At 71.5% G+C, this 24,581-nt stretch carries 25 protein-coding genes; 13 read left to right on the plus strand and 12 right to left on the minus strand.

Translation table 11 applies throughout. The features are described from left to right. The first annotated feature begins 4 nt into the window (after positions 1-4). The 4 genes from PE066_RS08805 to PE066_RS08820 all read left to right on the plus strand — a co-directional run bounded on the left by PE066_RS08805 (position 5) and on the right by PE066_RS08820 (position 4,744). On the plus strand, positions 5-1,996 hold the full coding sequence (locus PE066_RS08805) for a lytic transglycosylase domain-containing protein (RefSeq protein ID WP_271236174.1): 1,992 nt from the start codon (positions 5-7) through the stop codon (positions 1,994-1,996). A 150-nt stretch (positions 1,997-2,146) separates the two neighbouring features. Further along, on the plus strand, positions 2,147-2,674 hold the full coding sequence (locus PE066_RS08810; RefSeq protein WP_271236175.1) for an MgtC/SapB family protein: 528 nt from the start codon (positions 2,147-2,149) through the stop codon (positions 2,672-2,674). Between the two features lie 92 nt (positions 2,675-2,766). Further along, positions 2,767-3,450: a glutathione S-transferase family protein gene (locus PE066_RS08815; RefSeq protein WP_271236176.1), complete on the plus strand. Its 684-nt coding sequence runs from the start codon at positions 2,767-2,769 to the stop codon at positions 3,448-3,450. A gap of 67 nt (positions 3,451-3,517) precedes the next feature. Then, on the plus strand, positions 3,518-4,744 hold the full coding sequence (locus PE066_RS08820; protein WP_271236177.1) for a multifunctional CCA addition/repair protein: 1,227 nt from the start codon (positions 3,518-3,520) through the stop codon (positions 4,742-4,744). A gap of 272 nt (positions 4,745-5,016) precedes the next feature. On the opposite strand, the gene PE066_RS08825 is transcribed toward PE066_RS08820, so the two are convergent. The 3 genes from PE066_RS08825 to PE066_RS08835 are packed head-to-tail and all read right to left on the minus strand — an operon-like array spanning position 5,017 to position 7,283. After that, on the minus strand, positions 5,017-5,940 hold the full coding sequence (locus PE066_RS08825) for an ROK family protein (protein WP_271236178.1): 924 nt from the start codon (positions 5,938-5,940) through the stop codon (positions 5,017-5,019). Between the two features lie 4 nt (positions 5,941-5,944). Beyond that, positions 5,945-6,139 carry a DUF2905 domain-containing protein gene (locus tag PE066_RS08830; RefSeq protein WP_271236179.1) on the minus strand — a complete coding sequence of 65 codons (195 nt, stop codon included), beginning with the start codon at positions 6,137-6,139 and terminating at the stop codon, positions 5,945-5,947. 40 nt (positions 6,140-6,179) lie between these two features. Beyond that, entirely contained in the window at positions 6,180-7,283 is a 1,104-nt protein-coding gene (locus PE066_RS08835) for a class I SAM-dependent methyltransferase (protein ID WP_271236180.1), read from the minus strand. Positions 7,284-7,344: 61 nt separating this feature from the next. Between PE066_RS08835 and PE066_RS08840 the strand changes: the two genes are divergently transcribed. Genes PE066_RS08840 through PE066_RS08855 form a run of 4 tightly spaced genes read left to right on the plus strand, consistent with a single transcriptional unit; the run spans position 7,345 to position 9,609 of the window. After that, positions 7,345-8,070: a hypothetical protein gene (locus tag PE066_RS08840; protein WP_271236181.1), complete on the plus strand. Its 726-nt coding sequence runs from the start codon at positions 7,345-7,347 to the stop codon at positions 8,068-8,070. Beyond that, entirely contained in the window at positions 8,067-8,858 is a 792-nt protein-coding gene (locus PE066_RS08845) for an SDR family oxidoreductase (protein ID WP_271236182.1), read from the plus strand. The genes PE066_RS08840 and PE066_RS08845 overlap by 4 nt, the downstream gene beginning before the upstream one ends. Further along, complete coding sequence (locus tag PE066_RS08850; protein ID WP_271236183.1) at positions 8,855-9,241, plus strand: dihydroneopterin aldolase; 387 nt, start codon at positions 8,855-8,857, stop codon at positions 9,239-9,241. The genes PE066_RS08845 and PE066_RS08850 overlap by 4 nt, the downstream gene beginning before the upstream one ends. After that, complete coding sequence (locus tag PE066_RS08855; protein ID WP_271236184.1) at positions 9,238-9,609, plus strand: dihydroneopterin aldolase; 372 nt, start codon at positions 9,238-9,240, stop codon at positions 9,607-9,609. The genes PE066_RS08850 and PE066_RS08855 overlap by 4 nt, the downstream gene beginning before the upstream one ends. 32 nt (positions 9,610-9,641) lie before the next feature. Here the strand turns inward: PE066_RS08855 and PE066_RS08860 are convergent, their stop codons facing one another. Together PE066_RS08860 and PE066_RS08865 are read right to left on the minus strand one after the other, a co-directional pair. Continuing rightward, positions 9,642-10,040 (minus strand): hypothetical protein, encoded by a 399-nt coding sequence (locus tag PE066_RS08860; RefSeq protein WP_271236185.1) that lies wholly within the window; start codon positions 10,038-10,040, stop codon positions 9,642-9,644. Next, positions 10,040-11,659, minus strand: coding sequence for a multicopper oxidase domain-containing protein (locus PE066_RS08865; RefSeq protein WP_271236186.1), 1,620 nt, complete (start codon positions 11,657-11,659; stop codon positions 10,040-10,042). Before PE066_RS08865 ends, PE066_RS08860 begins: the two co-directional genes overlap by 1 nt. A 168-nt stretch (positions 11,660-11,827) precedes the next feature. Between PE066_RS08865 and ttcA the strand changes: the two genes are divergently transcribed. From ttcA to PE066_RS08890, 5 genes are read left to right on the plus strand one after another with little or no spacing between them, the layout of a single operon-like run. Beyond that, entirely contained in the window at positions 11,828-12,748 is a 921-nt protein-coding gene (ttcA, locus tag PE066_RS08870; protein WP_271236187.1) for a tRNA 2-thiocytidine(32) synthetase TtcA, read from the plus strand. 25 nt (positions 12,749-12,773) lie between these two features. Continuing rightward, a complete protein-coding gene (locus PE066_RS08875) occupies positions 12,774-13,475 on the plus strand; it encodes a DUF4136 domain-containing protein (RefSeq protein ID WP_271236188.1) in 702 nt (233 codons plus the stop codon). Positions 13,476-13,530: 55 nt separating this feature from the next. Beyond that, positions 13,531-14,187 carry a histidine phosphatase family protein gene (locus PE066_RS08880; protein ID WP_271236189.1) on the plus strand — a complete coding sequence of 219 codons (657 nt, stop codon included), beginning with the start codon at positions 13,531-13,533 and terminating at the stop codon, positions 14,185-14,187. Beyond that, positions 14,159-15,352, plus strand: a complete 1,194-nt coding sequence (locus PE066_RS08885) for a DSD1 family PLP-dependent enzyme (RefSeq protein ID WP_271236190.1) — start codon at positions 14,159-14,161, stop codon at positions 15,350-15,352. The genes PE066_RS08880 and PE066_RS08885 overlap by 29 nt, the downstream gene beginning before the upstream one ends. Before the next feature lie 58 nt (positions 15,353-15,410). Then, positions 15,411-17,168, plus strand: coding sequence for a lysoplasmalogenase family protein (locus tag PE066_RS08890; protein WP_271236191.1), 1,758 nt, complete (start codon positions 15,411-15,413; stop codon positions 17,166-17,168). Here the strand turns inward: PE066_RS08890 and PE066_RS08895 are convergent. From PE066_RS08895 to PE066_RS08925, 7 genes are read right to left on the minus strand one after another with little or no spacing between them, the layout of a single operon-like run. Then, the gene (locus PE066_RS08895; RefSeq protein ID WP_271236192.1) at positions 17,139-17,867 is read right to left on the minus strand and encodes an ABC transporter ATP-binding protein; all 729 of its coding nucleotides are present in this window, start codon (positions 17,865-17,867) and stop codon (positions 17,139-17,141) included. The two genes, PE066_RS08890 and PE066_RS08895, sit on opposite strands and share 30 nt — an antisense overlap. Before the next feature lies 1 nt (position 17,868). Further along, on the minus strand, positions 17,869-19,101 hold the full coding sequence (locus PE066_RS08900; protein ID WP_271236193.1) for an ABC transporter permease: 1,233 nt from the start codon (positions 19,099-19,101) through the stop codon (positions 17,869-17,871). Then, a complete protein-coding gene (locus PE066_RS08905; protein WP_271236194.1) occupies positions 19,101-20,369 on the minus strand; it encodes an efflux RND transporter periplasmic adaptor subunit in 1,269 nt (422 codons plus the stop codon). The genes PE066_RS08900 and PE066_RS08905 overlap by 1 nt, the downstream gene beginning before the upstream one ends. 50 nt (positions 20,370-20,419) lie before the next feature. Then, positions 20,420-21,484: a Holliday junction branch migration DNA helicase RuvB gene (gene ruvB, locus PE066_RS08910; RefSeq protein WP_271236195.1), complete on the minus strand. Its 1,065-nt coding sequence runs from the start codon at positions 21,482-21,484 to the stop codon at positions 20,420-20,422. 7 nt (positions 21,485-21,491) lie between these two features. After that, positions 21,492-22,070 (minus strand): Holliday junction branch migration protein RuvA, encoded by a 579-nt coding sequence (ruvA, locus tag PE066_RS08915; RefSeq protein WP_271236196.1) that lies wholly within the window; start codon positions 22,068-22,070, stop codon positions 21,492-21,494. After that, on the minus strand, positions 22,067-22,726 hold the full coding sequence (locus tag PE066_RS08920; protein WP_271236197.1) for a response regulator: 660 nt from the start codon (positions 22,724-22,726) through the stop codon (positions 22,067-22,069). The genes ruvA and PE066_RS08920 overlap by 4 nt, the downstream gene beginning before the upstream one ends. Next, positions 22,723-24,579, minus strand: coding sequence for a sensor histidine kinase (locus PE066_RS08925; RefSeq protein ID WP_271236198.1), 1,857 nt, complete (start codon positions 24,577-24,579; stop codon positions 22,723-22,725). Before PE066_RS08925 ends, PE066_RS08920 begins: the two co-directional genes overlap by 4 nt. Positions 24,580-24,581 lie beyond the last annotated feature (2 nt).

Raw genomic sequence — 24,581 nt, forward strand, 5'->3', positions numbered from 1 at the left:
CCCGATGAAGTTCCGGCCGATTCTGACATCCCTGCTGCTGGCGATGGCCGGCGCCGCCTTGGCACAAACCCCCGGCGACGACACCGTGCTGGAGATGGCGCAGGCCTGGCGCAAGGGCGACAAGGTCCGGCTCGCCCAGCTGCTGCCGCAGGTGCGCGGCCATGCGCTGGAGCCGTGGGCCGCCTACTGGGAGCTGCGCGCACGCCTGGACACCGCCACGCCGGCCGAGGTGCAGGACTTCCTCGTTCGCTACGCCGGCACCTACCAGGAAGACCGCCTGCGCAACGACTGGCTGCGGCTGCTGGGCGAGCGGCGCGACTGGGCCAGCTTCGCCGACCTGCACGCGCACTACCGGATGCAGGACGACCCGCAGGTCAAGTGCTATGCCCTGCTGGTGCAGCACCTGAGCGAAGGCCCCGCCGCGCCGGCCACCCTGGGCGACGAGGTGCGGCGCCTCTGGTTCGCCCAGCGCAACGACGATGACGCCTGCAGCCACGCGGCCAGCCGCCTGATGGGCGAGGCCGGCGGGCGCAACCGGCTGGTGCAGGCCGATGCCTGGCGCAAGGCGCGGCTGGCGATCGAGGCCAATCGCCCCCGCGCGGCGGCCGCCGCGGTGGAGATGGTCGCACCCGAGGCCTTGCCGCTGCTGGCGCAGATCGAGGCCAGCCCGACCAGGTTCCTGGCCGCCCGGGTGAGCGCCGCGTCGCGCGTGCGCAAGGAGCTGATCGGGCTGGCCCTGCTCAAGCTGGCCACCGGCGACATCGACAACGCCGCGCGCCTGCTGGAGGACAAGTGGGGGCCCCAGATCTCGCCCGAAGAGCGCAACTGGATCTGGGGCACGATCGCCAAGCAGTCGGCCCAGCGCCAGTCGCCCGATGCGCTCGGCTACTACGCGCGCGTCTCGCGCGACAGCGACCTGAGCGACGACATGCTGGCCTGGAAGGCGCGCGCCGCGCTGCGCGCCGGCAACCGCCCGCTGTGGGACAGCGTGCGGACCGCCATCGACGCCATGAGCGATGCGGCGCAGCAGGATCCGGCCTGGCAGTACTGGAAGGCGCGCGCCCTGCTGGCGTCGGGCCGCGAGGCGCAGCGCGCCCAGGCCGCCCGGATGCTGGAGGCGCTGGCTTCCCCGCGCGGCTTCTATGAGCAGCTGGCGCTGGAGGAGCTGGGACGCCCGGTGACGGTGCCCGCGCCGCCGGCGCCGCTGACACCCGAAGAGCGCGAGGCGGCGCGGCTGAATCCCGCGCTCAACCGGGCGCTGTACGCCATCCTGATCGGGCTGCGCCCCGAGGGCAACCGCGAATGGGTCTATGCCACCGCGCTCGCCAGGCCCGGCGGCATGGGCGAGCGCGAGCTGCTGGCGGCCGCCCAGATGGCGTGCGAGCGCGAAGTCTGGGACCGCTGCATCAACACCAGCGAGCGCACCCGCGAGGCCTTCGACGCCCAGCAGCGCTTCCCGATGCCGCACCGCGACGCGGTGGTGCGCCGCAGCCAGGCGATCGGGCTCGATCCGGCCTACGTCTATGGCCTGATCCGCCAGGAAAGCCGCTTCATCATGGACGCCCGCTCGCACGTCGGCGCCAGCGGCCTGATGCAGGTGATGCCGGCGACGGCGCGCTGGACCGCGCGCAAGATCGGGCTGAACGGGTTCCGGCCGGAGCAGCTCACCGACCGCGAGACCAACATCACCATCGGCACCGCCTACCTGAAGCTGGCACTGGACGACCTGGACGGCTCCATGCCGCTGGCTGCCGCCGCCTACAACGCCGGCCCGCGCCGGCCGCGCGCCTGGCGCAACGGCCCGGTCATGGAAGCCGCCGCCTGGGCCGAGGGCATCCCGTTCGGCGAGACGCGCGACTACGTCAAGAAGGTGCTGGCCAACACCACGCTGTACGCCGCCATCCTGACCGGCCAGCCGCAATCGCTGAAGGCCCGCCTGGGGCTGGTCGGCCCGCGCGACGCCGCGCTCCCCGAGCCCATGCCCGACCTCCCCTGAAAGTGATCTCCCACCCCCGAAGCGCCTTCGGCGCCTCCCCCTCGAGGGGGCGCCACCAGCGGCCCGGCGAAGCCGGTTCCGCGGTCGCACTGGCATGGACCTACGCTTTCGGGGGCCACGTGGGGCCAATGACCGCCCGGGAGAGCTGACGTGGACGCGTGGAACCGGGTCCTTGCCACTGTGGCGGACGAGTTCTCGGACCTGCCGGACGTCGAGACCTTCACGCGGGTGGCGGTGCGGCTGGTGCTGGCGGCGCTGCTGGGCGCGCTGGTGGGGCTGGAGCGGGAACTGGCCGGCAAGCCGGCCGGCTTGCGCACCCACATGCTGGTGGCGCTGGGCGCGGCGCTGTTCGTGCTGATCCCGCTGCAGGGCGGCATGGACACGGACGGCATCAGCCGCGTGATCCAGGGTTTGCTGGCCGGCGTCGGCTTCTTGTGCGCCGGCGCCATCCTCAAGGGCGACACCGAGGACGAAGTGCAGGGCCTGACCACCGCCGCCAGCCTGTGGATGACCTCGGCCATCGGCATGGGCGTCGGCCTGGGCCGCGACACCACGGCCGCCCTCGCCACCGTGCTGGTGCTGGCCATCCTGCGGCTGGAAGGCCCGCTGCGGCGCTGGATCGAGGCGCGCCGCATCCGCCGGGTCGTGGTCCGGCCGGACGACGCCGCCGGCCCCTGACCCGCCCGACCGCATCAATGGTGCGGGCTTTCGGCATCAATGCCGGCGCGGGCCGGCGCTAGCATCCGCGGCACATCGGTTCCGGAGGCCCCATGCTCAAGCTCTACATCGGCAGCAAGAACTACTCGTCCTGGTCCATGCGGCCCTGGGTGCTGATGCGCCAGGCCGGCATCCCGTTCGAGGAGGTGAAGCTGCGCTTCGACTCGTTCGCCGCCGACTCGCAGTTCAAGCGCTCGCTCGCCGAGGTCAGCCCCGCCGGCAAGGTGCCGGTGCTGGTGGACGGGAACCTGACGGTGTGGGACAGCCTGGCCATCGCCGAATACCTGGCCGAGAAGTTCCCCGACAAGGCGCTGTGGCCGCGCGACCTGCAGGCACGCGCCCGCGCGCGCAGCGTCTGCGCCGAGATGCACTCGGGCTTCGCCGCCCTGCGCGGCCTGTGCCCGATGAACATCGAAGCCTCGCTGCCGGACGTCGGCCCGCTCGGCTACCGCGACAAGCCGGCGGTGCGCGCCGACGTCGATCGCATCGTGGCCATGTGGACCGAACTGCTGCAGCAGTCCGGCGGGCCGCTGCTGTTCGGCGACTTCAGCATCGCCGACGCGTTCTACGCACCGATCTGCATGCGCTTCCGGACCTATGGCATGCCCGTGCCGCCCGCCATCGCCGGCTACATGGATCGGCTCGGCGCCCAGCCCGGGGTGAAGGCCTGGATCGACGGCGCGCTGGCGGAGCAGGACTTCCGCGAGTTCGAGGAACCGTACCGGCTCTCGCGCTGACGGCGCCCCCCGGCCTCGCGCGGCCCCACGACCCGGCGGGCCAACGGCCGCGTCTTACACTGGCCCCATGCAGACGTACATGGTCGGTGGGGCGGTCCGCGATGCGCTGCTGGGACTGCCGGTGAACGACCACGACTGGGTGGTGGTCGGCGCCACCCCGCAGGAGATGGTGGCGGCCGGCTACCTGCCGGTCGGCCGCGATTTCCCGGTGTTCCTGCATCCCGAGACCCGCGAGGAGTACGCGCTTGCGCGCACCGAGCGCAAGACCGGCCGCGGCTACCACGGCTTCGCCTTCCATGCCGACCCCAGCGTCACGCTGGAAGACGACCTGGGCCGGCGCGACCTCACGATCAACGCCATGGCGCGCGACGAGCAGGGGCGCCTGGTCGATCCCTACGGCGGCCGGATGGACCTGCAGGCGCGCGTGCTGCGCCATGTCACCGAAGCGTTCCGCGAAGACCCGGTGCGCATCCTGCGGGTGGCGCGCTTCGCGGCCCGCTTCAGCGACTTCGGCATCGCCCCGGAAACCCTGGAGCTGATGCGCGGCATGGTCGCCGCCGGCGAAGCCGACGCGCTGGTGCCCGAGCGCGTCTGGCAGGAGCTGGCGCGCGGGCTGATGGAGCGCCGTCCCTCGCGGATGTTCGAGGTGCTGCGCGAGTGCGACGCGCTCGAGCGCCTGCTGCCGGAAGTCGATCGGCTGTGGGGCGTGCCGCAGCGTGCCGAATACCACCCGGAGGTCGATACCGGGGTGCACCTGTTGATGGTGCTGGACATGAGCGCGCGGCTGCAGGCCCGGTTGCCGGTGCGCTTCGCCTGCCTCACGCACGACCTGGGCAAGGGCACCACGCCGGCTTCGGTGCTGCCCCGGCACATCGGCCACGAGGAGCGCAGCGCCCGGCTGCTCAAGCAGCTGGCGCAGCGGCTGCGCGTGCCCACCGAGTGCAGCGAACTGGCCGACGTCGTCGCGCGCGAGCACGGCAACATCCACCGCAGCGGCGAATTCGGCCCGGCGGCGGTCGTGCGGCTGCTGGAGCGCTGCGACGCCTTCCGCAAGCCGCAGCGCTTCGCCGACGTGCTGCTGGCGTGCGAGTGCGATGCGCGCGGGCGGCTGGGGATGGAGGAAGACGCCTACCCGCAGCGCCCGCGCCTGTGGGGGGCGCTGCAGGCGGCCCAGGCGGTCGGCACCCGCGAGATCGCCGAGGCCGCGCAGGCACAGGGCGTCACCGGCCCGCAGGTCGGCGAGCGCATCCACAAGGCACGGGTGCAGGCGGTGGAGGTTCATCTGTCCGCCTGACGGTCCGGCCCCGGTCATCCGGCCTTGCCGCGCGGCCGTCACCAAGGAGCCGAAGTGCACGGCCGCAAGCGGCCGGTCCTAGTGGTGGTGGCGCCTGTTCCTAGGACACCTGGCGCTGCAAACACCTCTTCGAACCCGCACGCTGGTTCACGCGGCGGGCGGTGACTGTCGGGGCTGATTTGTGGGGCGCCGCGAAATTTCTCCGGCCTGGGGCCGCGCGCCGCCATCCACGCCTGCGTGATGCCGGGCCGAGCCCGGAATGAAATGGAGCCTCAGTCCAGCAGGGCCAGCGCCGCGTAGTCGCCCACGCGCTCGCCCAGGCCGGCCGGCACCAGCTCGCAGCCGCTGGTCAGCGGCTTCAGGTGGCGGCCGACTTCGGCCTGCAGCCGCGGCAGCAGCAGTTCGCGGTTGTGGCAGAACACGCTGCCGCCGATGCTGATGCGCTGCAGGTCCAGCGCCGCCACCAGGTTGTAAAGCCCGCGCCCCATCAGCCGGCACAGCGTATCGACGGCCGCCAGCGCCGGCGCGTCGCCGTCCCGTGCGTGCTGCATCAGCGCGGCCGCCTCGAGGCCGAAGCGGCTTTTCAGGAAGGTGCCGCCGACCAGCGCCTCCAGGTCGCCGACGTTGCCGCAACCGCACAGGGCGCGGTCGTCGTCGCTGACGAACATGTGGCCCGCGTGGCCGGCGTTGCCGTGCTTGCCGCGCAGCACGCGCCCGCCCACGCACAGGCCGGTGCCGACGCCGGTGCTCCAGGTGACGTAGGCGCAGTCGTCCACGCCCTGCAGCGCGCCCCAGCGGCGCTCGGCCTCCAGCGCCGCAATGCCGTCGTTCTCCAGCCGCAGCCGGGCGAAGCGGCGCGCCAGCGGCGCCTCGAGCACGGCGGTCGTCCAGTCGTTGGGCAGTCCGCGCGCCGGCCCGGCCAGGCCGCCGCAGATGTTGGGCGCGGCGATCTCGATGCGACCGTCGACCAGCACGAACGGGCCGCAGGACGCGACGCCCGCGGCCTGCACCGCGTCCGGCGCCACGCCGGCTTCGGCGCAGGCCTCGTCGACCATGCGCAAGACCTGGCGGGCCACCGCGTCGTTGGAGCCGGTCTTCGCGGTGGGCTCGCCGCGTTGCGCAATCAGTCCGAGGCCGCTGCCGTCGTTCAGGCTGACCGAGACCTTGGTGCCGCCGATGTCGATGCAGGCTCTCATCGGCTCAGATCAACCGGGACAGCCCCGCCGCGATCATGCTGAGCAGGAGGGTCGACGCGAGCGGCACGTTCCACTCGCGCCCGAACAGCCTGAAGCGCAGGTCGCCGGGCAGCTTGCCGAAGCCCAGCCGCTGCAGCGCCGGCGTGAGCCAGCTGATCAGCATCAGGGCGAGGAAGACGACGATGAACCAGCGGATCATGAGGGCCAGTGTAGGCGCAGCTCCGGCGCTGCGGGCACGCTCACAGGCGGCTGGTGCGGTCGCCGCGCGCGAAGCCCAGCGCGTCCCAGAAAGCGCCGGGCGCCAGGCCGACCACCTTGAACAGCTCGCCCATCTCGTGCTCGTTGACCAGCTTCTGCATCGCCGCGTGCTGGGCGGGACCGGCATCCGCCGCCAGCTCCAGCAGGCCGCAATTGAACAGGAAGTGCGCCTGCGAGGTGTAGCCCAGCACGGCCAGCCCCGCTTCCTGCGCCGCCAGCGCGATGCCGGTGAAATCCACGTGCGCCGTGATGTCCTTGCTGCCGACGTCGCCCAGCGGGTCGGCGTCGGCCAGGTGCCCGCGATGGCACATGAGCGTGCCCATGTGGCGCTGCGGGTGCCAGTACTCGCGCTCGGGAAAGCCGTAGTCGAGGAAGAAGGCCGCGCCCGCCTCGAGCCGGTCGGCCAGGGTGCGGATGAAGGCCTGCGCCTGCGGGTGGATCTCGGTCAGGTAGTCGTGCGCGCCCTCCACCTCGGCCGGCGGGCGCAATTCGGTCGGCCGGTCCTCGAAGCGAAAGCCCTCGCTGCCGCCGGCCACGCCCCGCTCGTGCCAGGCACCGCCGATGCGGTGCAGCAGCTTGACCGGCATCGCATCCAGCACCTCGTTGCCGACCACCACGCCACGCAGGCGTTGCGGCAGTTCGGACACCCAGCGCACCTTGCCGGCATGGTCCTTCAGCCTCTGCTGCTGCCGCTCGCGCAGGCTGCCCGACAGGTCGACGATGGTGTAGCGCGCCAGCGCCGGACCGAGTGCCTCCAGCAGTTGCTCCGCCAGCGCGCCCGACCCCGCGCCGAACTCCCAGATTTCGTCCGTGCCGGACACCTGCAAGGCCTGGCCGACCTGCCGCGCCAGCGCGCGGCCGAACAGCGGCGTGAGTTCCGGCGCCGTCACGAAATCGCTGCCCGACGACGGCAGGGCGCCGAACTTGCGCGAGGCGTTGGCGTAGTAGCCCAGGCCGGGCGCATACAACGCCAGCGCCATGAAGCGGTCGAAGGGGAGCCAGCCGCCATCGCGCGCGATGGCCCGGGCGATCAGCGCAGCGAGTGCGCTCGTTACACTTGCCTCCTTGTCACTCATCAGTGACATTTTCGTTGGACGATTGGCAGGAAGACCGAGGTAGGGGTTGGCTGCATCTGAGGAATCCGGCTTGGCTGCATCGAACGAGCTCATCCGATGGTTGCGCCTGTTGGCGCTGCCCGTGTGGGCCCGCGCGACCATTCTGCTCTTGGTGGTCATTGTCGTTCTTGGCGGCACCGCGCTTCTTTTCGGCAGCGCCCTGCGTCGCGACGCCGAGCAGGCCTCGTCGGCGATCGCGCTGCTGACCGTCTCGATGCCGGTGCTGCTGCTGGTTGTCGCCCTGGTCTTCGGACAGAACAGCGACAGTCGGCTGCGCCAGCTCACGGCGGGGGTCCTGAGCCGGGATGTTCCACGGGCGATGCGGGAAAACCTCGGCGCCATGGGCGCGCAGGACCCGGAGGTTCGCCTGCGTGGCTGCTGCGCCGACTACACGCTGCGATTGTCCGGAACCGATCCCGCCGAGGCGCTGCGCTTCAGCCTCGAGCTGAACGTCTTCAAGGTCAACGTCTGCTTCTGGCTCGATGGCGTTTCGCTACCGGGGAAGGCCGGCGTGGACAGCGCCGAGCTCGCCGCTTTCCGCCATGTGTTCCTGGGCGCTGTTGCAGAGGGATACCGGATGAACGAAGAGCCGGCCCACTATGCCGATTCGAACCATGGTATTGGTCTGATCTTCTTTCGGACCCTGGCCCCGGATTTCCTGTTGCACCCCGAGCAGCGCCTTTATTTCGTTCAGGACCTGTCGTTCTTCGTGCGCGGCGTGGTCGAGGCACAGCGTCGCGCGAGGCTTGCCCGATGACCCGGTGGACCATGATCACCGGTGGCTCCCGCCGCCTGGGGCGCGAGATCTGCATGGCCTTCGCACAACGGGGCTGGAACATCGTCTGCCACTACCGGGATTCGGCCGCGGAAGCGGGGGACGTGGTCGAACAGGCACGCACGCTCGGTGTGCAAGCCTTGGCCCTCCAGGGGTCGCTTGACAGCGAGGGCGATGCCGAGTCGCTGTTCCACCGGGCTTGCGCGGGCATCGGCGAGGCGCCCTCCTGCATCGTCAACAACGCCTCGACCTTTCTTCCCGACGCCGCCACCGATTTCGTCGCGCAGTCGTTCCTGCGGCAGTTGCAGACCAATCTCCTGGTGCCTCTGGTGCTGGGAAAGCTCCTTCATGCCAGCTGGTCGCAGGCATCTCACGCAAGCGGGGTGGCCAGCGTGGTCAACGTGCTCGACCAGAAGGTCTACAACCTGAACCCGGACTACTACTCGTACACCCTCACCAAGCTGGCCCTGGAGCGGGCCACGATCCAGCAAGCCCAGGCCCTGGCCCCCACGCTGCGCGTGAATTCGGTCGTTCCCGGGCTGATGTACCCGAGCGGCCCCCAGACCCTCGAGAACTTCCGGATGGCCGCCAGCGCGAACCTGCTGCGGCGCCCGGTCGAGCCGGCCCGGGTGGCGGAGGCCGTCTTCTTCATGGCTTCCAACGACGGCATCACCGGGACGAGCGTCTGCGTGGACAATGGCCAGCACCTCGTCCCCCTGCCACGCGACATCATGTTCGTCGTGGACGACCTGCTGCGAAAGAACGCATGAACCCCAGCGAACGGCTTCTGCACTGTCGTCGAATCTTCCTGCGCGGCCTGCAGGTCGAGGCGGTGATCGGCGTGCACGAGTTCGAGAAGGACCGGCCGCAGCGGGTACTCATCGACGTCGACCTGTACGTCTCCATGGCATCGCCGGCCCGGGACTCGATCGAAGAGGTCGTCGACTACGACTTCGTTCGCGACCTCGTGCTGGAGCGGGTTGCGAGGGGCCCGATCGCACTCCAGGAGACACTGTGCGATGACATCCTCCGGAGCGTGCTCGCGCATCCGGAGGTGGAAGCCGCCCGGGTCAGCACGCGCAAGCCGGACGTCTATCCGGATTGCGAGTCGGTCGGCGTGGAAGTGTTCCGGTTCAATCCGACAGCCAAATGAACCCAAACGGCGGCAAGGAAGTCCTGACGCTCACCGGGCTGCGCTTCGATGCCAACCTGGGCATCCTCGAGCACGAGAAGGCGAGTCCGCAGCCGATCCGCGTCGATGCCGAGCTGAACCTGGGCATCCAGCCGCTGCTGCCGCGCGACGACGACATCCTGCACGTGCTGGACTACCGCAAGGTGCGCAAGATCATCATCGACGAGTGCACCGCCGAGCACGTCAACCTGCTCGAGAGCCTGATCGGCAAGCTGGCGCTGCGGCTGATGCAGCTGCCCGGCGTGCTGGGCGTGCGGGTGAAGATCGCCAAGCTGGCGATCTTCGAGGACTGCGAGGTCGCGATCCGGGTCGAGACCGGGCTCTGGTAGCCGCAGCGGCCCGGGCCGGCGCCCCGGGTGCTTCAGCGCGAGCGCTGCGTCGCGGGCGCCGGCGTCCCCATGACCTGCACGACGCGCACGCGGGTGCCCGCTGCCGCCGCCTGCTGGATCGCCAGCGCGGCGCCCTGGGCCGACTGGCGCCGGGTGTCCAGCGCGAACGACATCGCCGACTGCTCGCGCGAGAAGCGCAGGCTGTCCGGATCGATGCCGCGCGTCCGGCGCGCCGCGGCCTGCAGGGCGGCCCTGTCCCAGGCGCCCGCCACCTCGCAGAACACCATCACCCGGCCCTGGCTGGCGGCGCGCTGCAGCAACGCGTGGTCGTAGGTGGCGGCGACTTTGTCCTCGGCGCAGGTGCCGCACGGCCAGGCCGCCGGCGCCGCCAGCAGCAGCGCGGTTGCGAACGGCAGGCCGGCGCGCCGCATCACTTGTGCCCCATGGCCGAGGAAGCGCCGGGCGCCGCCGCCGGTTGCGCCGGCATCGGGGTGGCCGAGCGCGTCTGCGACGGCGGCAGCGTGGCGCCGTCGGCCGCGGCCTGCGGCTGGCGCTTGCCGTCGGCCTTGACGTTGGCGTCGGCCCACTTGAAGTAGGCGATGTATTCCCTGACCTCGGCGTCGCTCAACCCCTGGTTGGGCATGGGCACCTTGTACTTGCCCATCATCTCCTTGGCGATCGGGTCGCTCTGGATCATCTGCTCGGGCGCCTTCATCCAGCGCGCCAGCCACGCTTCGTCGCGGCGCCGGGTGACGCCCAGCACATCGGGCCCCATGCGGTCGCCGCCGCCGATGGTGTGGCAGGCCAGGCACTTCTGCTCGAAAGCCAGCTTGCCGCGCTGCGCGACCGGGTCGGTCGGCGCGCCGGTGGCCGGGATGTTGTGGTGCTCGGGGTCGGTGCCCGGCGCGGTGCCGGCGTCGATGATGCCGACCGCGCCCTGTGAGGCGTTGGCGAAATGGTGATCGACCATGGCATAGCCGCCCGCCTCGGGCACGATGAACTCGACGATCGCGCCGCTGGACGAGCCGAGCAGCACGGTCTGCATGCCGCGGAACTGGTTGTCCGGGTTGCCGTCGATCCAGACCCGGTCGAAGATGGTGCCGACCACGTGGAAGCTGGAGGTGTTGGACGGCCCCACGTTCAGCACGAACAGGCGCACCTTCTCCAGCGGCTTGGCCGGCAGCGGCTTGTCGATCATGCCGTTGTAGCGGCCGTTGAACACGGTGTAGGTGGGCGCCTTGGCGCGCACCCGGTCGCCGTCCAGCACGTACAGCGGCGCGCCGTCGACCTTGCGCTTTTCCGGATCGGGCTTGGTGTAGAACTCGCTTTGCACCACCGCGTACTCGCGGTCCACCCGGGTCGGGTAGCCGCCCCGCGGCTCCACGATCATCATGCCGTACATGCCCGAGGCGATGTGCTCCAGCACCATCGGCGTGCCGCAGTGGTACATGAACACGCCGGGGTAGTTGGCGGTGAATTCGAACGAGATGGTCTGGCCCGGTGCGATCGAGCGGTACTTGTCGTTGGGCGCCACCATCGCCGAGTGGAAGTCCATCGAATGCATCATCGGCGCGGTGGTCACGCGCGGGCCCGGCATGGCCTCGTCGGAGCGGTTGCTCATGACGAAGCGGATGCGGTCGCCGACCTTGGCGCGCACCACCGGGCCCGGCACCATGTCGCCGAAGGTCCAGGCGCTGTACTTCACGCCCGGTGCGATCTCGATGATCTTGTGGGTGATGTCCAGCCGGATCTCCTTGACCGGCGCCGGGTCCAGCGGCCTGAGCGCCGCCTCCATGCTGAGCGCATTCCCGGCCGCGAACGGACCGGTGTGGCGCTCGCTGGTGACCACCGCCGCCGGCGAGCCGAAGGCCATGTGCTTGTGGTCGTACGGGTCGCCGCCGGGTCCCGGGCCGGCGGCCGTCGCGCGGCCCGGCGCCGAGGCGGCGCCGGCGCTGGAAGTCGTCGTCTGGCTGTCGCAGGCCGCCAGCGTGAAGGCCAGCAGGCCGCACAGGAGGGCTCCGGGCCAGGACTGGCTCGAATTGAAAGGCATCTCGCTCTTCTCCTCGTTAGGTTTGACTTGAGTCACGAGATTCGCATATTGGTGTGACAAAAGCCACAAGTTGCGGCCCACCCGTGCAGCTTGGCAACAGCCTGCCCGTGGCATCCGGTCGCGGCCCGGATGCCGCGCGCAGTCGCCGCGAATGAGAAAATCGCCGCCATGTCCGCCGTCTGGATCGAACCCGAAACCCCTCCCGGGCCCGCCCGCCTGAAGATCGAGCGCGAGGCGCACAAGCTGGAAAAGCGCCTGTGCCGCCAGGTCGGCCAGGCCATCGCCGACTACCGCATGATCGAAGCGGGCGACCGGGTGATGGTCTGCCTGTCCGGCGGCAAGGACAGCTACGGCCTGCTGGACATCCTGCTGAAGCTGCGCGCTCGCGCGCCGGTGGCGTTCGACATCGTGGCCGTCAACCTCGACCAGAAGCAGCCCGGCTTTCCGGCGCACGTGCTGCCCGACTACCTCGAGTCGCTGGGCATCCCGTTCCACATCGAGGAGCAGGACACCTATTCCATCGTCAAGGACAAGATTCCCGAGGGCAAGACGATGTGCAGCCTGTGCTCGCGGCTGCGCCGCGGCATCCTGTACCGGGTGGCCGGCGAGCTGGGTGCCACCAAGATCGCGCTGGGGCACCACCGCGACGACATGCTGCAGACCTTCTTCCTCAACATGTTCTTCGGCGGCAAGCTCAAGGGCATGCCGCCCAAGCTGGTGAGCGACGATGGCCGCCACGTCGTGATCCGTCCGCTGGCCTACGTGCCGGAACACGACCTGGTGCGCTGGGCCGAGCACCGGCAGTTCCCCATCATCCCCTGCACCCTGTGCGGCAGCCAGGAGAACCTGCAGCGCAAGCAGGTCGGCGCCATGCTGCGCGAGTGGGAGAAGCGCAACCCGGGCCGGCTGGAGAACATGGCCCATGCGTTACAGAATGTCGTGCCGTCCCACCTGGGCGATGGAACGCTCTACGATTTCAAGGGTCTGAAGGCCACCGGCGTGGCGAGCGCAGACGGCGACAAGGCCTTCGACCCCGAGGACTTCGGTGCGCCGCCCGCGCTGCCCGGCCTGTCGGTGATCCAGCTCTGATCCACCGTTCGCGAGGGTCCCTGCCATGAAGCGCTGGCCGCGCCCGTTGCTCCTGGCGCTGCTCGCAGCGCTGCTGCTGTCCGGCTGCGCCGCCGGCTACCGTCTGGACAACCAGGTCCAATCGTTCTCAGGCCTGCAGGGTGGCTTGCCGGCCAACCCCACCTACACCTTCGAGCGCCTGCCCTCGCAGGCCAACCAGCCGAGCCAGGCCCAGCTGGAGGCGCTGGCCGACCCCGCCCTGTTCGCCGCCGGCTTGCGCCGCGACGATGTCGCGCCGCGCTACAGCGTGCAGGTCACGGCCCGCGTGCAGCGCGTGCTTTCGCCCTGGGCCGACCCCTGGGACCCGTGGTGGGGCTGGGGCGGCTTCGGTTACGCCGGACCAGGGGCCGGCTTCGGCTGGGGCGGCCCGTACCCGCGGATGGACCAGGCCTGGTTCGAGCGCGAAGTCGGCATCCTGGTGCGCGAGCTGGCTGGCGGCCGCGTCGTCTATGAAACCCGCGCCAGCAGCGACGGTCCCTGGCTGGATCCGGAGGTCGTGCTGCCGGCCATGTTCCAGGCGGCCTTGCAGGGCTTCCCGACGCCGCCGGTCGGGCCGCGCCGCGTCGACATCCAGATCGGCGGGCAGACCAAGGCCGTTGCCGCACCGTCCAGTGATTCGCCCGCGCCACCCAGCCGATCGGTCACCAGCCCGCCACCGGCGCCGGCCGCGCCAGCTCGCGCACGGTGACAATTGGCTACGGTTGGGGTGCGGCCGCCTCAGGGGCGTGCCTAGAATCGCGCCCATGGAACCCACGCGCATCATCGCCGTGCGCCACGGCGAGACGTCCTGGAACGTGGATGCGAGGATCCAGGGCCAGACCGACGTCGGCCTGAACGACACCGGCCGCTGGCAGGCCCGCCGGCTGGGCCAGGCGCTGGCTGGCGAGCCGATCAGCGCGATCTACTCCAGCGACCTCGGCCGCGCCCAGGAGACCGCGCGCTCCATTGCCGAGACCGCCGGCGCCGCGGGCGCCGCCGTCATCCCGCACCAGGGCCTGCGCGAGCGCTGCTTCGGCATGTTCGAGGGCAAGACCTTCGACGAGATCCATCGGCAGTGGCCCGACCAGGCCCACAACTGGCGCAAGCGCATCCCCGACTGGCAGCCGCCCGAGGGCGGCGAATCGCTGCTGCAGCTGCGCGAGCGCGTCACCCGCACGCTGCACGAGCTGGCCTCGCGCCACCTCGGCGAGCTGATCGTGGTGGTCGCACACGGCGGCGTGCTGGATGCCATCTACCGGGTGGCGACCGGCCAGGAAGTCAATGCGCCGCGCACCTGGGAACTGCCCAACGGCGCCATCAACCGCCTGCTCTGGACCCCGCAAGGCTTCACCCTGGTGGGCTGGTCCGACACGCAGCACCTCGACGACGCCCATGCTCCGGCCGACGAAACGACCGCTTAGCGACACCCTCCGGCAACTGATCGGCCAGCCGGCCGACGCCATCGACACCCCGGCCCTGGTGGTCGATCTCGACGCCATGCAGCGCAACCTGAACCGCATGGCCGAGTTCGCGAAAAAGCACGACATCCGCTGGCGCCCGCACGCCAAGATGCACAAGAGCTCGGCCATCGCGCGGCTGCAGATGCACGCCGGCGCCGCCGGCATCTGCGTGCAGAAGACCGCCGAGGCCGAAGCGATGGCGGCCGGCGGGTTGAAGGACATCTTCATCAGCAACGAGGTGATCGCGCCGGCCAAGCTGGCGCGGGTGGCCAGGCTGGCCCACCGGCTGGCGGCCGAGGACGGCCAGCTGGCGATCGCGGTGGACAGCCGCGAGGGCATCAGCCGGCTGGGCCATGCCATGAACGAGGCCCGGCGCAGCAGCGGCAAGGCGGCGGTGATCGACGTGTTCGTCGAGATCGACGTCGGCTCGGGCCGATGCGGGGTGGCGCCCGGCCGCTCGGCCGTCGAGCTGGTGCACGAGATTCGGCGGCATCCGGCGCTGCGCTTCATGGGCCTGCAGGCCTACCACGGGCGCGCCCAGCATGTGCGCAGCGCGCAAGAGCGGCGCGACATCATCGCCCAGGCCGCGCGCGACGCCGCCTTCACCCGGAAGCTGATCCAGGACGAGGGCGTCGCGGTCAGCCTGGTCACCGGCGCCGGGACCGGCAGCATGGTGTGCGAGGCGGCCAGCGGCGTCTATGGCGAGCTGCAGGTCGGCTCGTTCCTGTTCATGGATGCCGACTACGCGCAGAACGAGCGCGACCCGGCGCAGCCGCAGTTCGAGCACGCGCTGTTCGTCAAGACCCAGGTGATCAGCAGCGGGCTGGCGCACGCCGTGTGCGATGCCGGCCACAAGAGCCATGCGATCGACTCCGGCCTGCCAAAGGTGCACCGGCCGGAAGGCGCCGCCGAACTGGAATACGCCAACGGCGGCGACGAGCACGGCATCCTGCGCCCGGTCGGCGGCGGCCCGGTGCCGGCGATCGGCGACATCCTGTGGCTGGTCCCCGGCCACTGCGACCCGACGGTCAACCTGCATGACCACATCCTGGGCGTCAAGGGCGGCCTGCAGCACGGCCACGTCGACCGGGTGATCCGGGTCGATGCGCGCGGCGCCCTGACCTGAGCCGCCTCAGGGTTCCCGCCGAAGCGGCGGCGCCGGGCGCCGCTGGACAATCCGCGCCATGTCTTCCAGCCAAGTCATCGTCCTGGCGACGCCGGTCTTCCTGCTGCTGATCGCGATCGAGTTCGCCTGGGGCCGGGCCCGGGGGCGCAACACCTACCGGCTCAACGACGCCATCAACAGCATCGGGCTGGGCATGCTCAGCCAGGTCACGGCGGTGTTTACCCGGCTGTTGCGGGTCGGCATCTACACCGCGGTGTACGGCTCCGTGGCGCTCTGGCGAAACGACGAATTCTGGATGTCGTGGTACGGCTGGCTGCTGGCGCTGCTGTTCTACGACCTCTGCTACTACTGGCTGCACCGGGCCGGCCACGAGAGCGCCGTGTTCTGGGCGGCGCACGTGGTGCACCACCAGAGCCAGGACTACAACCTGTCCACCGCGCTGCGCCAGACCTCCAGCGGCGCCCTGCTCGGCTGGATCTTCTACCTGCCGATGGCCCTGGCCGGCGTGCCGCCGCTGGTGTTCGGCGTGGTGGCCCTGATCGACCTGCTGTACCAGTTCTGGGTCCACACCGAGCACGTGCCCAAGCTGGGCTGGTTCGACCGCTGGTTCTGCTCGCCGTCCAACCACCGCGTGCACCACGCCGTGAACGACCGCTACCTCGACCGCAACTACGGCGGCATCCTGATCGTCTGGGACCGCCTGTTCGGCAGCTTCAGGGAGGAAGACGAGAAGTGCGTCTATGGCACCCGCAGCCCGCTGAACAGCTGGGACCCGCTCTGGTCCAACGGCGAGGTGTACTGGGCGCTGGCCAGGGACAGCTGGCATGCGAGGAGCTGGGCCGACAAGCTGCGCGTCTGGATCAAGCCGCCCGGCTGGCGGCCGGCCGACGTGGCGGCGCGCTTTCCCAGGCCGGTGTTCGACATCGCCCGGGTCGAGCGCTACCACCCGCCGATGACGCGGGCGGTGGCCGGCTTCGGCGCCGTGCAGTTCCTTGCGCTGCTGGGCGGCGTGTCGCTGTTCCTGTGGCACGCCGACCGCACGCCGCTGCCGGTCAGTGCCGTGTGGCTGGCGGTGCTGGCCGCCGTCCTGTGGTGCACCGGTGCCGTGATGCAGGGGCGCATCACCGTGCTGGCCGCCCTGATGATCGAGTCGGGTGCGCTGGCCACCGCCACCTCGGCGGTCGGACTGGTCGAACTGCACCGCTTGTTCAAGCCGTTGGCCATGGTGCTGGCCATCGCGCTGGTCGTGCTGCGGGCGCGCAGCCAGGGAGGGCTGCGCAAGTTCGACGGGCTGCTGGTGGCCGGACTGGCGTTCTCGCTGGCAGGCGACGTGCTGCTGATGCTGCCGGGCAACTTCATCGCCGGCCTGGTGGCCTTCCTGCTGGCGCACGTGGCCTACATCGCGCTGTTCCGCCTGGGCGTGGGCTGGCTGCCGCGGCCCTGGGCGCTGGCGGCCACGCTCGGTGTCGGGGCCGCCATGTACGCCGTGTTGTGGCCCGGCCTGGGCCCGGTGCTCAAGCCCGCCGTCGCCGCCTACGTGATCGTCATCGGCCTGATGGCGGCGCAGGCGATCGGCCGCGCCGCGGCGCTGAAGGACCGGGCCTCGCTGGCGGTCGCCCTCGGCAGCGTGTTCTTCATGCTCAGCGACTCGCTGCTGGCGCTGAATCGCTTCCACCAGCCGCTGCCGATGGCGCAATTCTGGGTGCTGTCCACCTACTACCTGGCGCAGGTGCTGATCGCGCTGAATGCGCGGCCGGCCCTGGTTGCGGGCGCCCGGGCGCCCGCTTCAGCCACCCTGCCCGCCGGCGCGGCCTGAGCCGCCGACGCGCTCGTCGCGCGCGATCCGCCCATCCACCAGCTCCACCCGCCGGTCGCAGCGCGCGGCCAGCCGCGGATCATGGGTCACCACGATGAACGAGGTGCCGCGCTCGGCGTGGATGCGCCGCAGCAGCGCGAACACCTCGTCGGAGGTGGCGGTGTCGAGGTTGCCGGTCGGTTCGTCTGCCAGCACCAGCGCCGGCTGCAGCACCAGCGCCCGGGCGATCGCCACCCGCTGCTGCATGCCGCCCGACAGCTGCGCCGGGCGCTTGTCCATCGCGGCGGCCAGGCCGACGGCAGCGAGCAGCTCCCGGGCCTGGGCCAGGCGCGAGCGTTCGACGCGGCCTTCGGCCATCAGCACCGGCAGCGTGACGTTCTCCAGTGCGCTGAAGGCCGGCAGCAGATGGTGGAACTGGAACACGAAGCCCAGCGTGCGGCGCCGCCGCAGCGTCAGCGCCGCATCGTCCAGGCCGCCGACCTCCTCGCCCTGCAGCCGGTAGCTGCCGGCCGTCATGCGCTCGAGCAGCCCAACGATGTTCAGCAGCGTGCTCTTGCCCGAGCCGGACGGCCCGACCAGCGCGACGAACTCGCCCGCATCGAGCCGCAGGTCGATGCCGTGCAGCACCTCGGCCTCGCTGGGCAGGCCGAGGTTGTAGCTCTTGCGCACCCCGGCCCATTGCAGCAGCGCGTCGGCCATGTCAGATGCGGATGGCCTGCGCCGGGTCCATCTGCGCGGCGCGGCGGGCCGGCCAGGCCGCGGCCAGCACGCCGCAGCCGATGGCGGTCAGGGCGATGCGCACGGCGGTGGCCGGCGCCAGCCCGATGTAGAACAGCGGCAGGCCGTCCGAACCACGCACGAAGCGGGTGAACAGGTAGACCATCACGAACGCCAGCGCGACCCCCAGCACCGAGCCGAGCGCCCCGACCACCGCGCCCTGCACCAGGAACAGCCGCAGCACCTGCCCGCGGGTCGCGCCCATGGCGCGCAGGATGCCGATCTCGCGGCGCTTCTGCACCACCGACACCACCAGCACGCTGGCGATGCCCAGCACCACCACCGCCAGCACCACGCCGCGGATCAGCGTGGTGCTGACGGTCTGCGCGTTCAGGGCCGACACCAGTTGCGCGTTGTTCTCCTGCCAGCTCTCGATCTTGTACGGGTACTGGCGCCGCAGCGCCTCGGCCACCGGCTGGGCGGCCCAGACGTCGTGCAGCGTCAGGTCCAGCCCGGTCGCGCCGCCCGGCAGGCCGAACAGGTTCTGGGCGGCGCGCAGCGGCACGATCACGGTGCGGCGGTTCAGGTCCTTGATGCCGAAGTCCACCAGCGCCGTGACCCGCATCGACTCGCCGGTGGCCACGCCGGTGCGCACCGTGAGCCGGTCGCCGACCCGGATGCCGAGGTCGGACGCCAGCTCGCGGCCGATGATGGCTTCCTCCGGACCGAGCCGCGCATAACCGCTGACCACCTTGCTGCGCACGCCGACCACCCGGTCGTAGCGGTCCAGGTCCACCCCCATCAGCGCGATCGCCTGGGCCGCCTCGCCGCGCAGGGCCAGGCCGCTGCCGGCCACCAGCGGCGACACCGCAGCGATGGCCGGGTCGTGCTCCAGCACCGGCACCAGCGCCTGCCAGTTGGCGACCGAGCGCGGGCGCTGGGCCCGCGGCTGGGTGTCCGACAGCGTGGTGGTGCCGTCCAGCGGCGGCAGCGCCGGCGTCACCACGTCATCCGGCGCGCGCAAGGTGATGTGGGCCTGCGCACCCAGCGTCTTGGCCAGCGTATTGCTCTGCAGGCCGTTGATCAGCGCCGAGATGTAGGCCACCACGGCGACCCCGGCGGCGACGCCGACCACGATCAGCAGGGTCTGCATGCGGCCCTCGCGCAGGAAGCGCAGCGCCACCTGCACTTCGAAACCGAGCCAGGCCAGCCGCATCACCGCCCCATCAGGTTGCCCAGGGTGCTTCCGGGATCGTCGCGGCTGCTGCCGCCGGCCCCGCTGCGGCGCGGCTTCCAGTCGGAGGCCTGCGCGCGCACGCGGCTTTCGGGCTTGACGTCCGGCCCGAGCAGCACCAGCTCGCCTTCCGCCAGCCCCTGCACCACTTCGGCGGCGTCCAGCGTGCGCAGCCCCAGCTGCACGGCCCGCTCGCGGGCGCGGTCGTCCTGGACCACCAGCACGGTGGCGCTGCCGTCGGCGCCGGCCTCGCCGCGCAGCGCCGCCAGCGGCAGCACCAGCGCCCGCTCGCGCCGGCCGGTCTCCACCTCGACCGACAGCGTCATGTCCTCGCGCAGGAACTCCGGGGCCGGCGGCACCAGGGCGAACTTCACCTCGAGTGCGCCGCGCTGCGGATCGACCGCCGGGGCCAGCGACAGCACCCGGGCGGCAAAGCGCTGCGACGGAAAGGCATCGGCCACCACCGCCGCCGGCTGGCCGACTGCGAGCTGGTCCAAAAAGCGCTCGTCCACCTGCGCCACCAGCTGCGTCGGCCCGGCCAGCGCCAGGCCCAGCAGCGCCTTGCCGGGCTGCACGATCTGGCCCGGTTCCACCTGGCGGCTCAGCACGCGCGCGTCGGCCGGGGCGACGATGTCGGCCTGTTCGAGCCGGGCGCGGGCGGCAGCGGTGGCGGCTCGAGCGACCGCCTGTTGCGCCTGCGCCTGCGCGACGTCGGTGCCGGCATCGGCATTGGCGCGCTGCTGCGCCTGCGCCGCCTGCTGCTGGGCCTGGGCGACCGCGACCGCGCGCTGCGCATCGTCCAGCCGCGAGGCGCTGATGAAGCCGTCGTCCACCAGCTTGCGCGCCCGCGCCAGCTCGGCCCGTGCATTGCTCAGCGTGGCCTCGGCCTGCGCCAGCGCGGCGTCGGCGCTGACCCGGCCGGTGCTGCGCAGCCCCGCCAGCCGGGCCTGGGCCTGGCGCTCGTTGGCCTCGGCCTGGGCCAGGGCGGCGCGCAGCTCTTCCGATTCCAGCCGCACCAGCACCTGGCCGCTCCGGACCGCGTCGCCCTCGCGCACCAGCACCTGCGCCACCCGGCCCGTGAGGGTGGCACCCACATCGACGCGCGACAGCGTGGCGACCCGGGCCGAGAACTGCAGCGTGCGCAGCAGCGGCGCGGCCTGCACCGGCACGGCCGGAGCCGCCGGCGCGCGCAGGCGCATCCAGGCGATGCCCGCGCCGAGCAGCAGGACCCCGAGGACCGCTGCACCCACCCAACGCCGATTCGAGAGGAAGGGCATGGGCGCTGTCGCAGCGGGTGCGTCTAGGAACGGGAGTCGAACAGGCCGCCGGCCGCTTGCGGCGGCGCCACCCCCAGGTGCCGGTAGGCCGCCAGCGTGGCGACCCGGCCGCGCGGGGTGCGCTGCAGGTAGCCCTGCTGGATCAGGTAGGGCTCGATCACGTCCTCGATGGTGTCGCGCTCCTCGCCGATCGAGGCGGCGATGTTGTCCAGTCCGACCGGCCCGCCGTCGAAGCGGTGGATCACGGCTTCCAGCAGCTTGCGGTCCATCACGTCGAAACCCTGCGGATCGACGTCCAGCATGGCCAGCGCCTTGTGCGCGATCTCCTGGTCGATGCGGCCGGACCCCTTGACATCGGCATAGTCGCGCACCCGGCGCAGCAGGCGGTTGGCGATGCGCGGGGTGCCGCGCGAGCGGCGCGCGATCTCGGCGGCACCGGCATCGTCGATCGGCGCTTCCAGCAGCGAGGCGCTGCGCCGCACGATGCGCGCCAGCTCGCCGGCGGTGTAGAACTCCAGCCGGGCGACGATGCCGAAGCGGTCGCGCAGCGGGTTGGTCAGCATGCCGGCGCGGGTGGTGGCGCCCACCAGGGTGAAGGGCTGCAGGTCCAGCTTGATCGAGCGCGCGGCCGGGCCTTCGCCGATCATGATGTCGATCTGGTAGTCCTCCAGCGCCGGGTAGAGGATCTCCTCGACCACCGGCGACAGGCGGTGGATCTCGTCGATGAACAGGACGTCGTTGCGTTCCAGGTTGGTCAGCAGCGCCGCCAGGTCCTTGGGCTTTTCCAGCACCGGACCCGAGGTCTGGCGCAGGTTCACCCCCAGCTCGTGGGCGATGATGTGCGACAGCGTGGTCTTGCCCAGCCCGGGCGGGCCGAACAGCAGCACGTGGTCGAGCGCCTCGCCGCGCATCTTGGCGGCGCCGATGAAGATCTCCAGCTGCTCGCGCGTCTTGGCCTGGCCGACGTACTCGGCCAGCAGCTTCGGCCGCAGGGCCCGCTCGATCGCCTCCTCGTTGGGCGAGGCCGGCGCGGCGGACACCACCCGCTGCGGGGGCGGCAGGCCGAAGTCGTCGGTCTTGATCGTCATCGCGCCTTCACTTCGCCAGCGACTTCAGCGCCAGCTTGATGCCTTCGCTCACGCCCACGTCTTTGGGCAGAGCCTTAAGCGAAGCCTGCGCTTCCTTGTCGCTGTAGCCGAGCGCGACCAGCGCCTGCAGGATGTCGGCCTGCGCGTCGCTGGTGGCCGCGCCGCCCCCGGCCAGCCCGATGTCGGCGCCGATCTTGCCCTTGAGCTCCAGCAGCAGGCGCTCGGCGGTCTTCTTGCCGATGCCGGGCACCTTGACCAGGCGCGAGGCGTCCTGCGCCGTCACGGCCTGCGCGATGTCGGCCACGCTCATGCCGCTGAGCACCGACAGTGCGGTGCGCGGCCCGACGCCGGAGATGCGGATCAGCTGGCGGAAGGCCTCGCGCTCCGAAGCCGTCGCAAAGCCGAACAGCACCTGCGCATCCTCGCGCACCACGAAATGGATCAGCAGCGTGACCGGCTCGCCCAGGCCCGGCAGGTTGTAGAAGGTGCTCATCGGAACGTCGACCTCGTAGCCGACCCCATGGCAGTCCACCAGCACCTGCGGCGGGTTCTTGTCCGCCAGCGTTCCTTGCAGCCGCCCGATCACGGCCGCACCAGCCCGCGCCGCGCGGCCTCGAGCGCCGCCTCGGCGCGCGAGGTGACGTTCAGCTTGCGATAGACGTTCTTGATGTGCGCCGCCACCGTGTTGCGGGTCACGCCCAGTTGCTGCGCGATCTCGGCCAGCGTGTAGCCCTTGGCCGCCCGCTGCAGCATCTCGGCTTCGCGTTCGGTCAGCCGCACCTCGTCGTCCAGCTGCTGCGCCAGCGCCGCCCTGCGGTTGGCCTCGCCGGCGAAATGCCCCAGCACGCGCCGGGCGATCGGCGGCGATAGCGGCGGCTCGCCGTGCGTGATGCGCAGCAGCTGCGCGACCAGCTGCTCGCGTGGCTGCTCCTTGAGCAGGTAGCCGAACGCGCCGGCCTGCAGGGCGGGAAACAGGTGCTCGTCGTCGTCATAGATGCTCACCACGACGGCCAGCGCCTCCGGCTGGCGATCCTGCAGCAGCCGGACCAGCTCGATGCCGCTGCCATCGGGCAGGCCCAGGTCCACCAGCGCCAGGTCGAACGGCTGCGTGGCCAGGGCCGTCACCGCCTCGCTGAAGCGGCTGGCCTGCACCAGCTGCAGCCCGGGAAAAGCCTCCTGCGCCACCTGCGCCAGCCAGGCCCGGATGTCCGGAATGTCCTCGACGATCAGCGCGCTCTTCATATCGCGTCGATGTTAGCGGATGGCGTCTCCAGCGGCAGCCAGGCCGCCAGCCGGGTGCCGCCGCCCGGTCCGGTGTCGAAGCGGTGCCAGCCCGCCAGCCCGCGCACGCGGCCCTCGATGCTGGCCAGGCCATGCCCGCGGCCCGCCGTCCCGGCGGGCGGCAGCTGCAGGCCGCGGCCGTTGTCGCCCACTTCCAGCAGCAAGCCGCCGTCCTGCAGGGCGATGCGCACGCGGCATTCGGTGGCGCCGCTGTGGCGGATGACGTTGCTGATCGCCTCGCGCAGCACGCGGGTGCACTGCACCTGCACGCGCGAGGGCAGCGCCTGGCCGGCCGGCGGCTCGGCGGCCGCCCAATGCACCTGCAGCCCCGCCGCCTGGAGCCGCGCCACGCACTCGGCGCGCCAGTCGGCGAACACGTCGGCGGCGCGCGCCGGCTCCGCGGTCATGCCGCGCACGGCCAGCCGCATCTCGTCCAGTGCCTGCCGCGCCAGGCTGGCGATGCGCTCGCCATCGAGGCCGCCGCCGGCATTCGCGCTGGCCTGGGTGATGCCCAGCAGGCGCGCCCCCAGGTCGTCGTGCAGGTCGGACGCGATGCGTCGCCGCTCGCCCTGGGCGGCCTCGGCCGCGCGCAGCTGCGCGAGCTGGCGCCAGGTCTGCTCGATCTCGCGCGACTTTTCCGCCACCCGCCGCTCCAGCTCGATGTTGGCCTGCTCCGTCGCCCGCAGTGCCCGCGCGAACTGGCGCATCAGGTGCAGGCCGATCATCGCGGCGGTGACCGGCACCATGAAGTGGGTCAGATGCAACCCGTGGAACGGCAACCAGCGGTTCTGCAGCGCGATCTCCAGCCCGACCATGGCGGCGATCGCGCCGATCGCCACCGCCATCACCCAGAAGTCCTCCCGGCGCTCGCGCCAAGCGGTGCGGAAGAAGAAGCCGGCGAAGACCAGGAACTCGAGCGCCATGAGGTTGTAGAAGGCGGCGAACGCCGGCAGCAGGTGCGCCGGCGACGCGGCCCACAGCAGCGCCGGCACCACCGCGCACTGCACCCACAGGGCGCGCTCGACGCGCGGCCAGCGCCGCTCGACCATGCGCAGCAGGAAGATGAAGGCGCTGCAGAAGGTCGGCCCCATCAGGCTGTACAGCAGGATGTCGTCCAGTGGCGACGGACCCGGGATCGGCGCGAACAGGCGCACCTCCAGCAGCGCCCAGCCGCTGGCATAGAGGCCGAAGTACAGCAGCCGGCCGCCCTGCCGCCGCAGCAGCGACAAGCCCAGCAGCCCCAGCCCGAGCGCGCCGAGCAGGGCACTGACCAGCCGGGCGACCGTGACGGTCCAGAAGCGCTGGCGCTCGTAGCGCGCCTGCAGCAGGTCCAGGGGACCGATGCGCAACTCGGACAGGCCGGCCGCGCGCTGGCGCGAGACCACGCCCGGTGCCGCCCGGCCGGGAACGTCCAGCCGCAGCTCGGTGCGCTCGCCACGCAGCAGAGCGCGCGGCAGCACGACCAGGTGCGGCTGGTAGCACCGGTGTGCCTGCGGTTCGAGCGCCGCGTCACCGCCGACCAGCTCACCCCCCAGCCACACCTGCAGGTTGCTGCAGGCCCGCTCCACGTACAACGCCAGCGGCCCCTGGCCCGGCGGCGGCGTGATGGCCACGGCGTAGCTGGCCACGCCGGCGTAGCCCGGCACCGTCGTTTCCCAGGCGTGCGGCAAGGCCACCGGCCGGCCCGGCCCGGGATCGCCAGCGATGCGGAACACCGCTTCGCGCAGCACCTGCTCCTGTGCTGCCGCCGGCTGGACCACCCCCAGCACCAGCACCGCCGAAACGGCGACAATCCTGCGCCACCAACGCCCCATCC

It is taken from the genome of Ramlibacter tataouinensis, from assembly GCF_027941915.1.
Taxonomy (GTDB): domain Bacteria; phylum Pseudomonadota; class Gammaproteobacteria; order Burkholderiales; family Burkholderiaceae_C; genus Ramlibacter; species Ramlibacter tataouinensis_C.

Bases quoted from the DNA above. Each gene is read 5' to 3' on its own strand.
- PE066_RS08805 (WP_271236174.1), top strand. From the start codon at position 5: ATGAAGTTCCGGCCGATTCTGACATCCCTGCTGCTGGCGATGGCCGGC.
- PE066_RS08815 (WP_271236176.1), top strand. From the start codon at position 2,767: ATGCTCAAGCTCTACATCGGCAGCAAGAACTACTCGTCCTGGTCCATG.
- PE066_RS08820 (WP_271236177.1), top strand. From the start codon at position 3,518: ATGCAGACGTACATGGTCGGTGGGGCGGTCCGCGATGCGCTGCTGGGA.
- PE066_RS08825 (WP_271236178.1), bottom strand. From the start codon at position 5,940: ATGAGAGCCTGCATCGACATCGGCGGCACCAAGGTCTCGGTCAGCCTG.
- PE066_RS08830 (WP_271236179.1), bottom strand. From the start codon at position 6,139: ATGATCCGCTGGTTCATCGTCGTCTTCCTCGCCCTGATGCTGATCAGC.
- PE066_RS08835 (WP_271236180.1), bottom strand. From the start codon at position 7,283: ATGTCACTGATGAGTGACAAGGAGGCAAGTGTAACGAGCGCACTCGCT.
- PE066_RS08845 (WP_271236182.1), top strand. From the start codon at position 8,067: ATGACCCGGTGGACCATGATCACCGGTGGCTCCCGCCGCCTGGGGCGC.
- PE066_RS08850 (WP_271236183.1), top strand. From the start codon at position 8,855: ATGAACCCCAGCGAACGGCTTCTGCACTGTCGTCGAATCTTCCTGCGC.
- PE066_RS08855 (WP_271236184.1), top strand. From the start codon at position 9,238: ATGAACCCAAACGGCGGCAAGGAAGTCCTGACGCTCACCGGGCTGCGC.
- PE066_RS08860 (WP_271236185.1), bottom strand. From the start codon at position 10,040: ATGCGGCGCGCCGGCCTGCCGTTCGCAACCGCGCTGCTGCTGGCGGCG.
- PE066_RS08865 (WP_271236186.1), bottom strand. From the start codon at position 11,659: ATGCCTTTCAATTCGAGCCAGTCCTGGCCCGGAGCCCTCCTGTGCGGC.
- ttcA (WP_271236187.1), top strand. From the start codon at position 11,828: ATGTCCGCCGTCTGGATCGAACCCGAAACCCCTCCCGGGCCCGCCCGC.
- PE066_RS08875 (WP_271236188.1), top strand. From the start codon at position 12,774: ATGAAGCGCTGGCCGCGCCCGTTGCTCCTGGCGCTGCTCGCAGCGCTG.
- PE066_RS08880 (WP_271236189.1), top strand. From the start codon at position 13,531: ATGGAACCCACGCGCATCATCGCCGTGCGCCACGGCGAGACGTCCTGG.
- PE066_RS08885 (WP_271236190.1), top strand. From the start codon at position 14,159: ATGCTCCGGCCGACGAAACGACCGCTTAGCGACACCCTCCGGCAACTG.
- PE066_RS08890 (WP_271236191.1), top strand. From the start codon at position 15,411: ATGTCTTCCAGCCAAGTCATCGTCCTGGCGACGCCGGTCTTCCTGCTG.
- PE066_RS08895 (WP_271236192.1), bottom strand. From the start codon at position 17,867: ATGGCCGACGCGCTGCTGCAATGGGCCGGGGTGCGCAAGAGCTACAAC.
- PE066_RS08900 (WP_271236193.1), bottom strand. From the start codon at position 19,101: ATGCGGCTGGCCTGGCTCGGTTTCGAAGTGCAGGTGGCGCTGCGCTTC.
- ruvB (WP_271236195.1), bottom strand. From the start codon at position 21,484: ATGACGATCAAGACCGACGACTTCGGCCTGCCGCCCCCGCAGCGGGTG.
- PE066_RS08920 (WP_271236197.1), bottom strand. From the start codon at position 22,726: ATGAAGAGCGCGCTGATCGTCGAGGACATTCCGGACATCCGGGCCTGG.
- PE066_RS08925 (WP_271236198.1), bottom strand. From the start codon at position 24,579: ATGGGGCGTTGGTGGCGCAGGATTGTCGCCGTTTCGGCGGTGCTGGTG.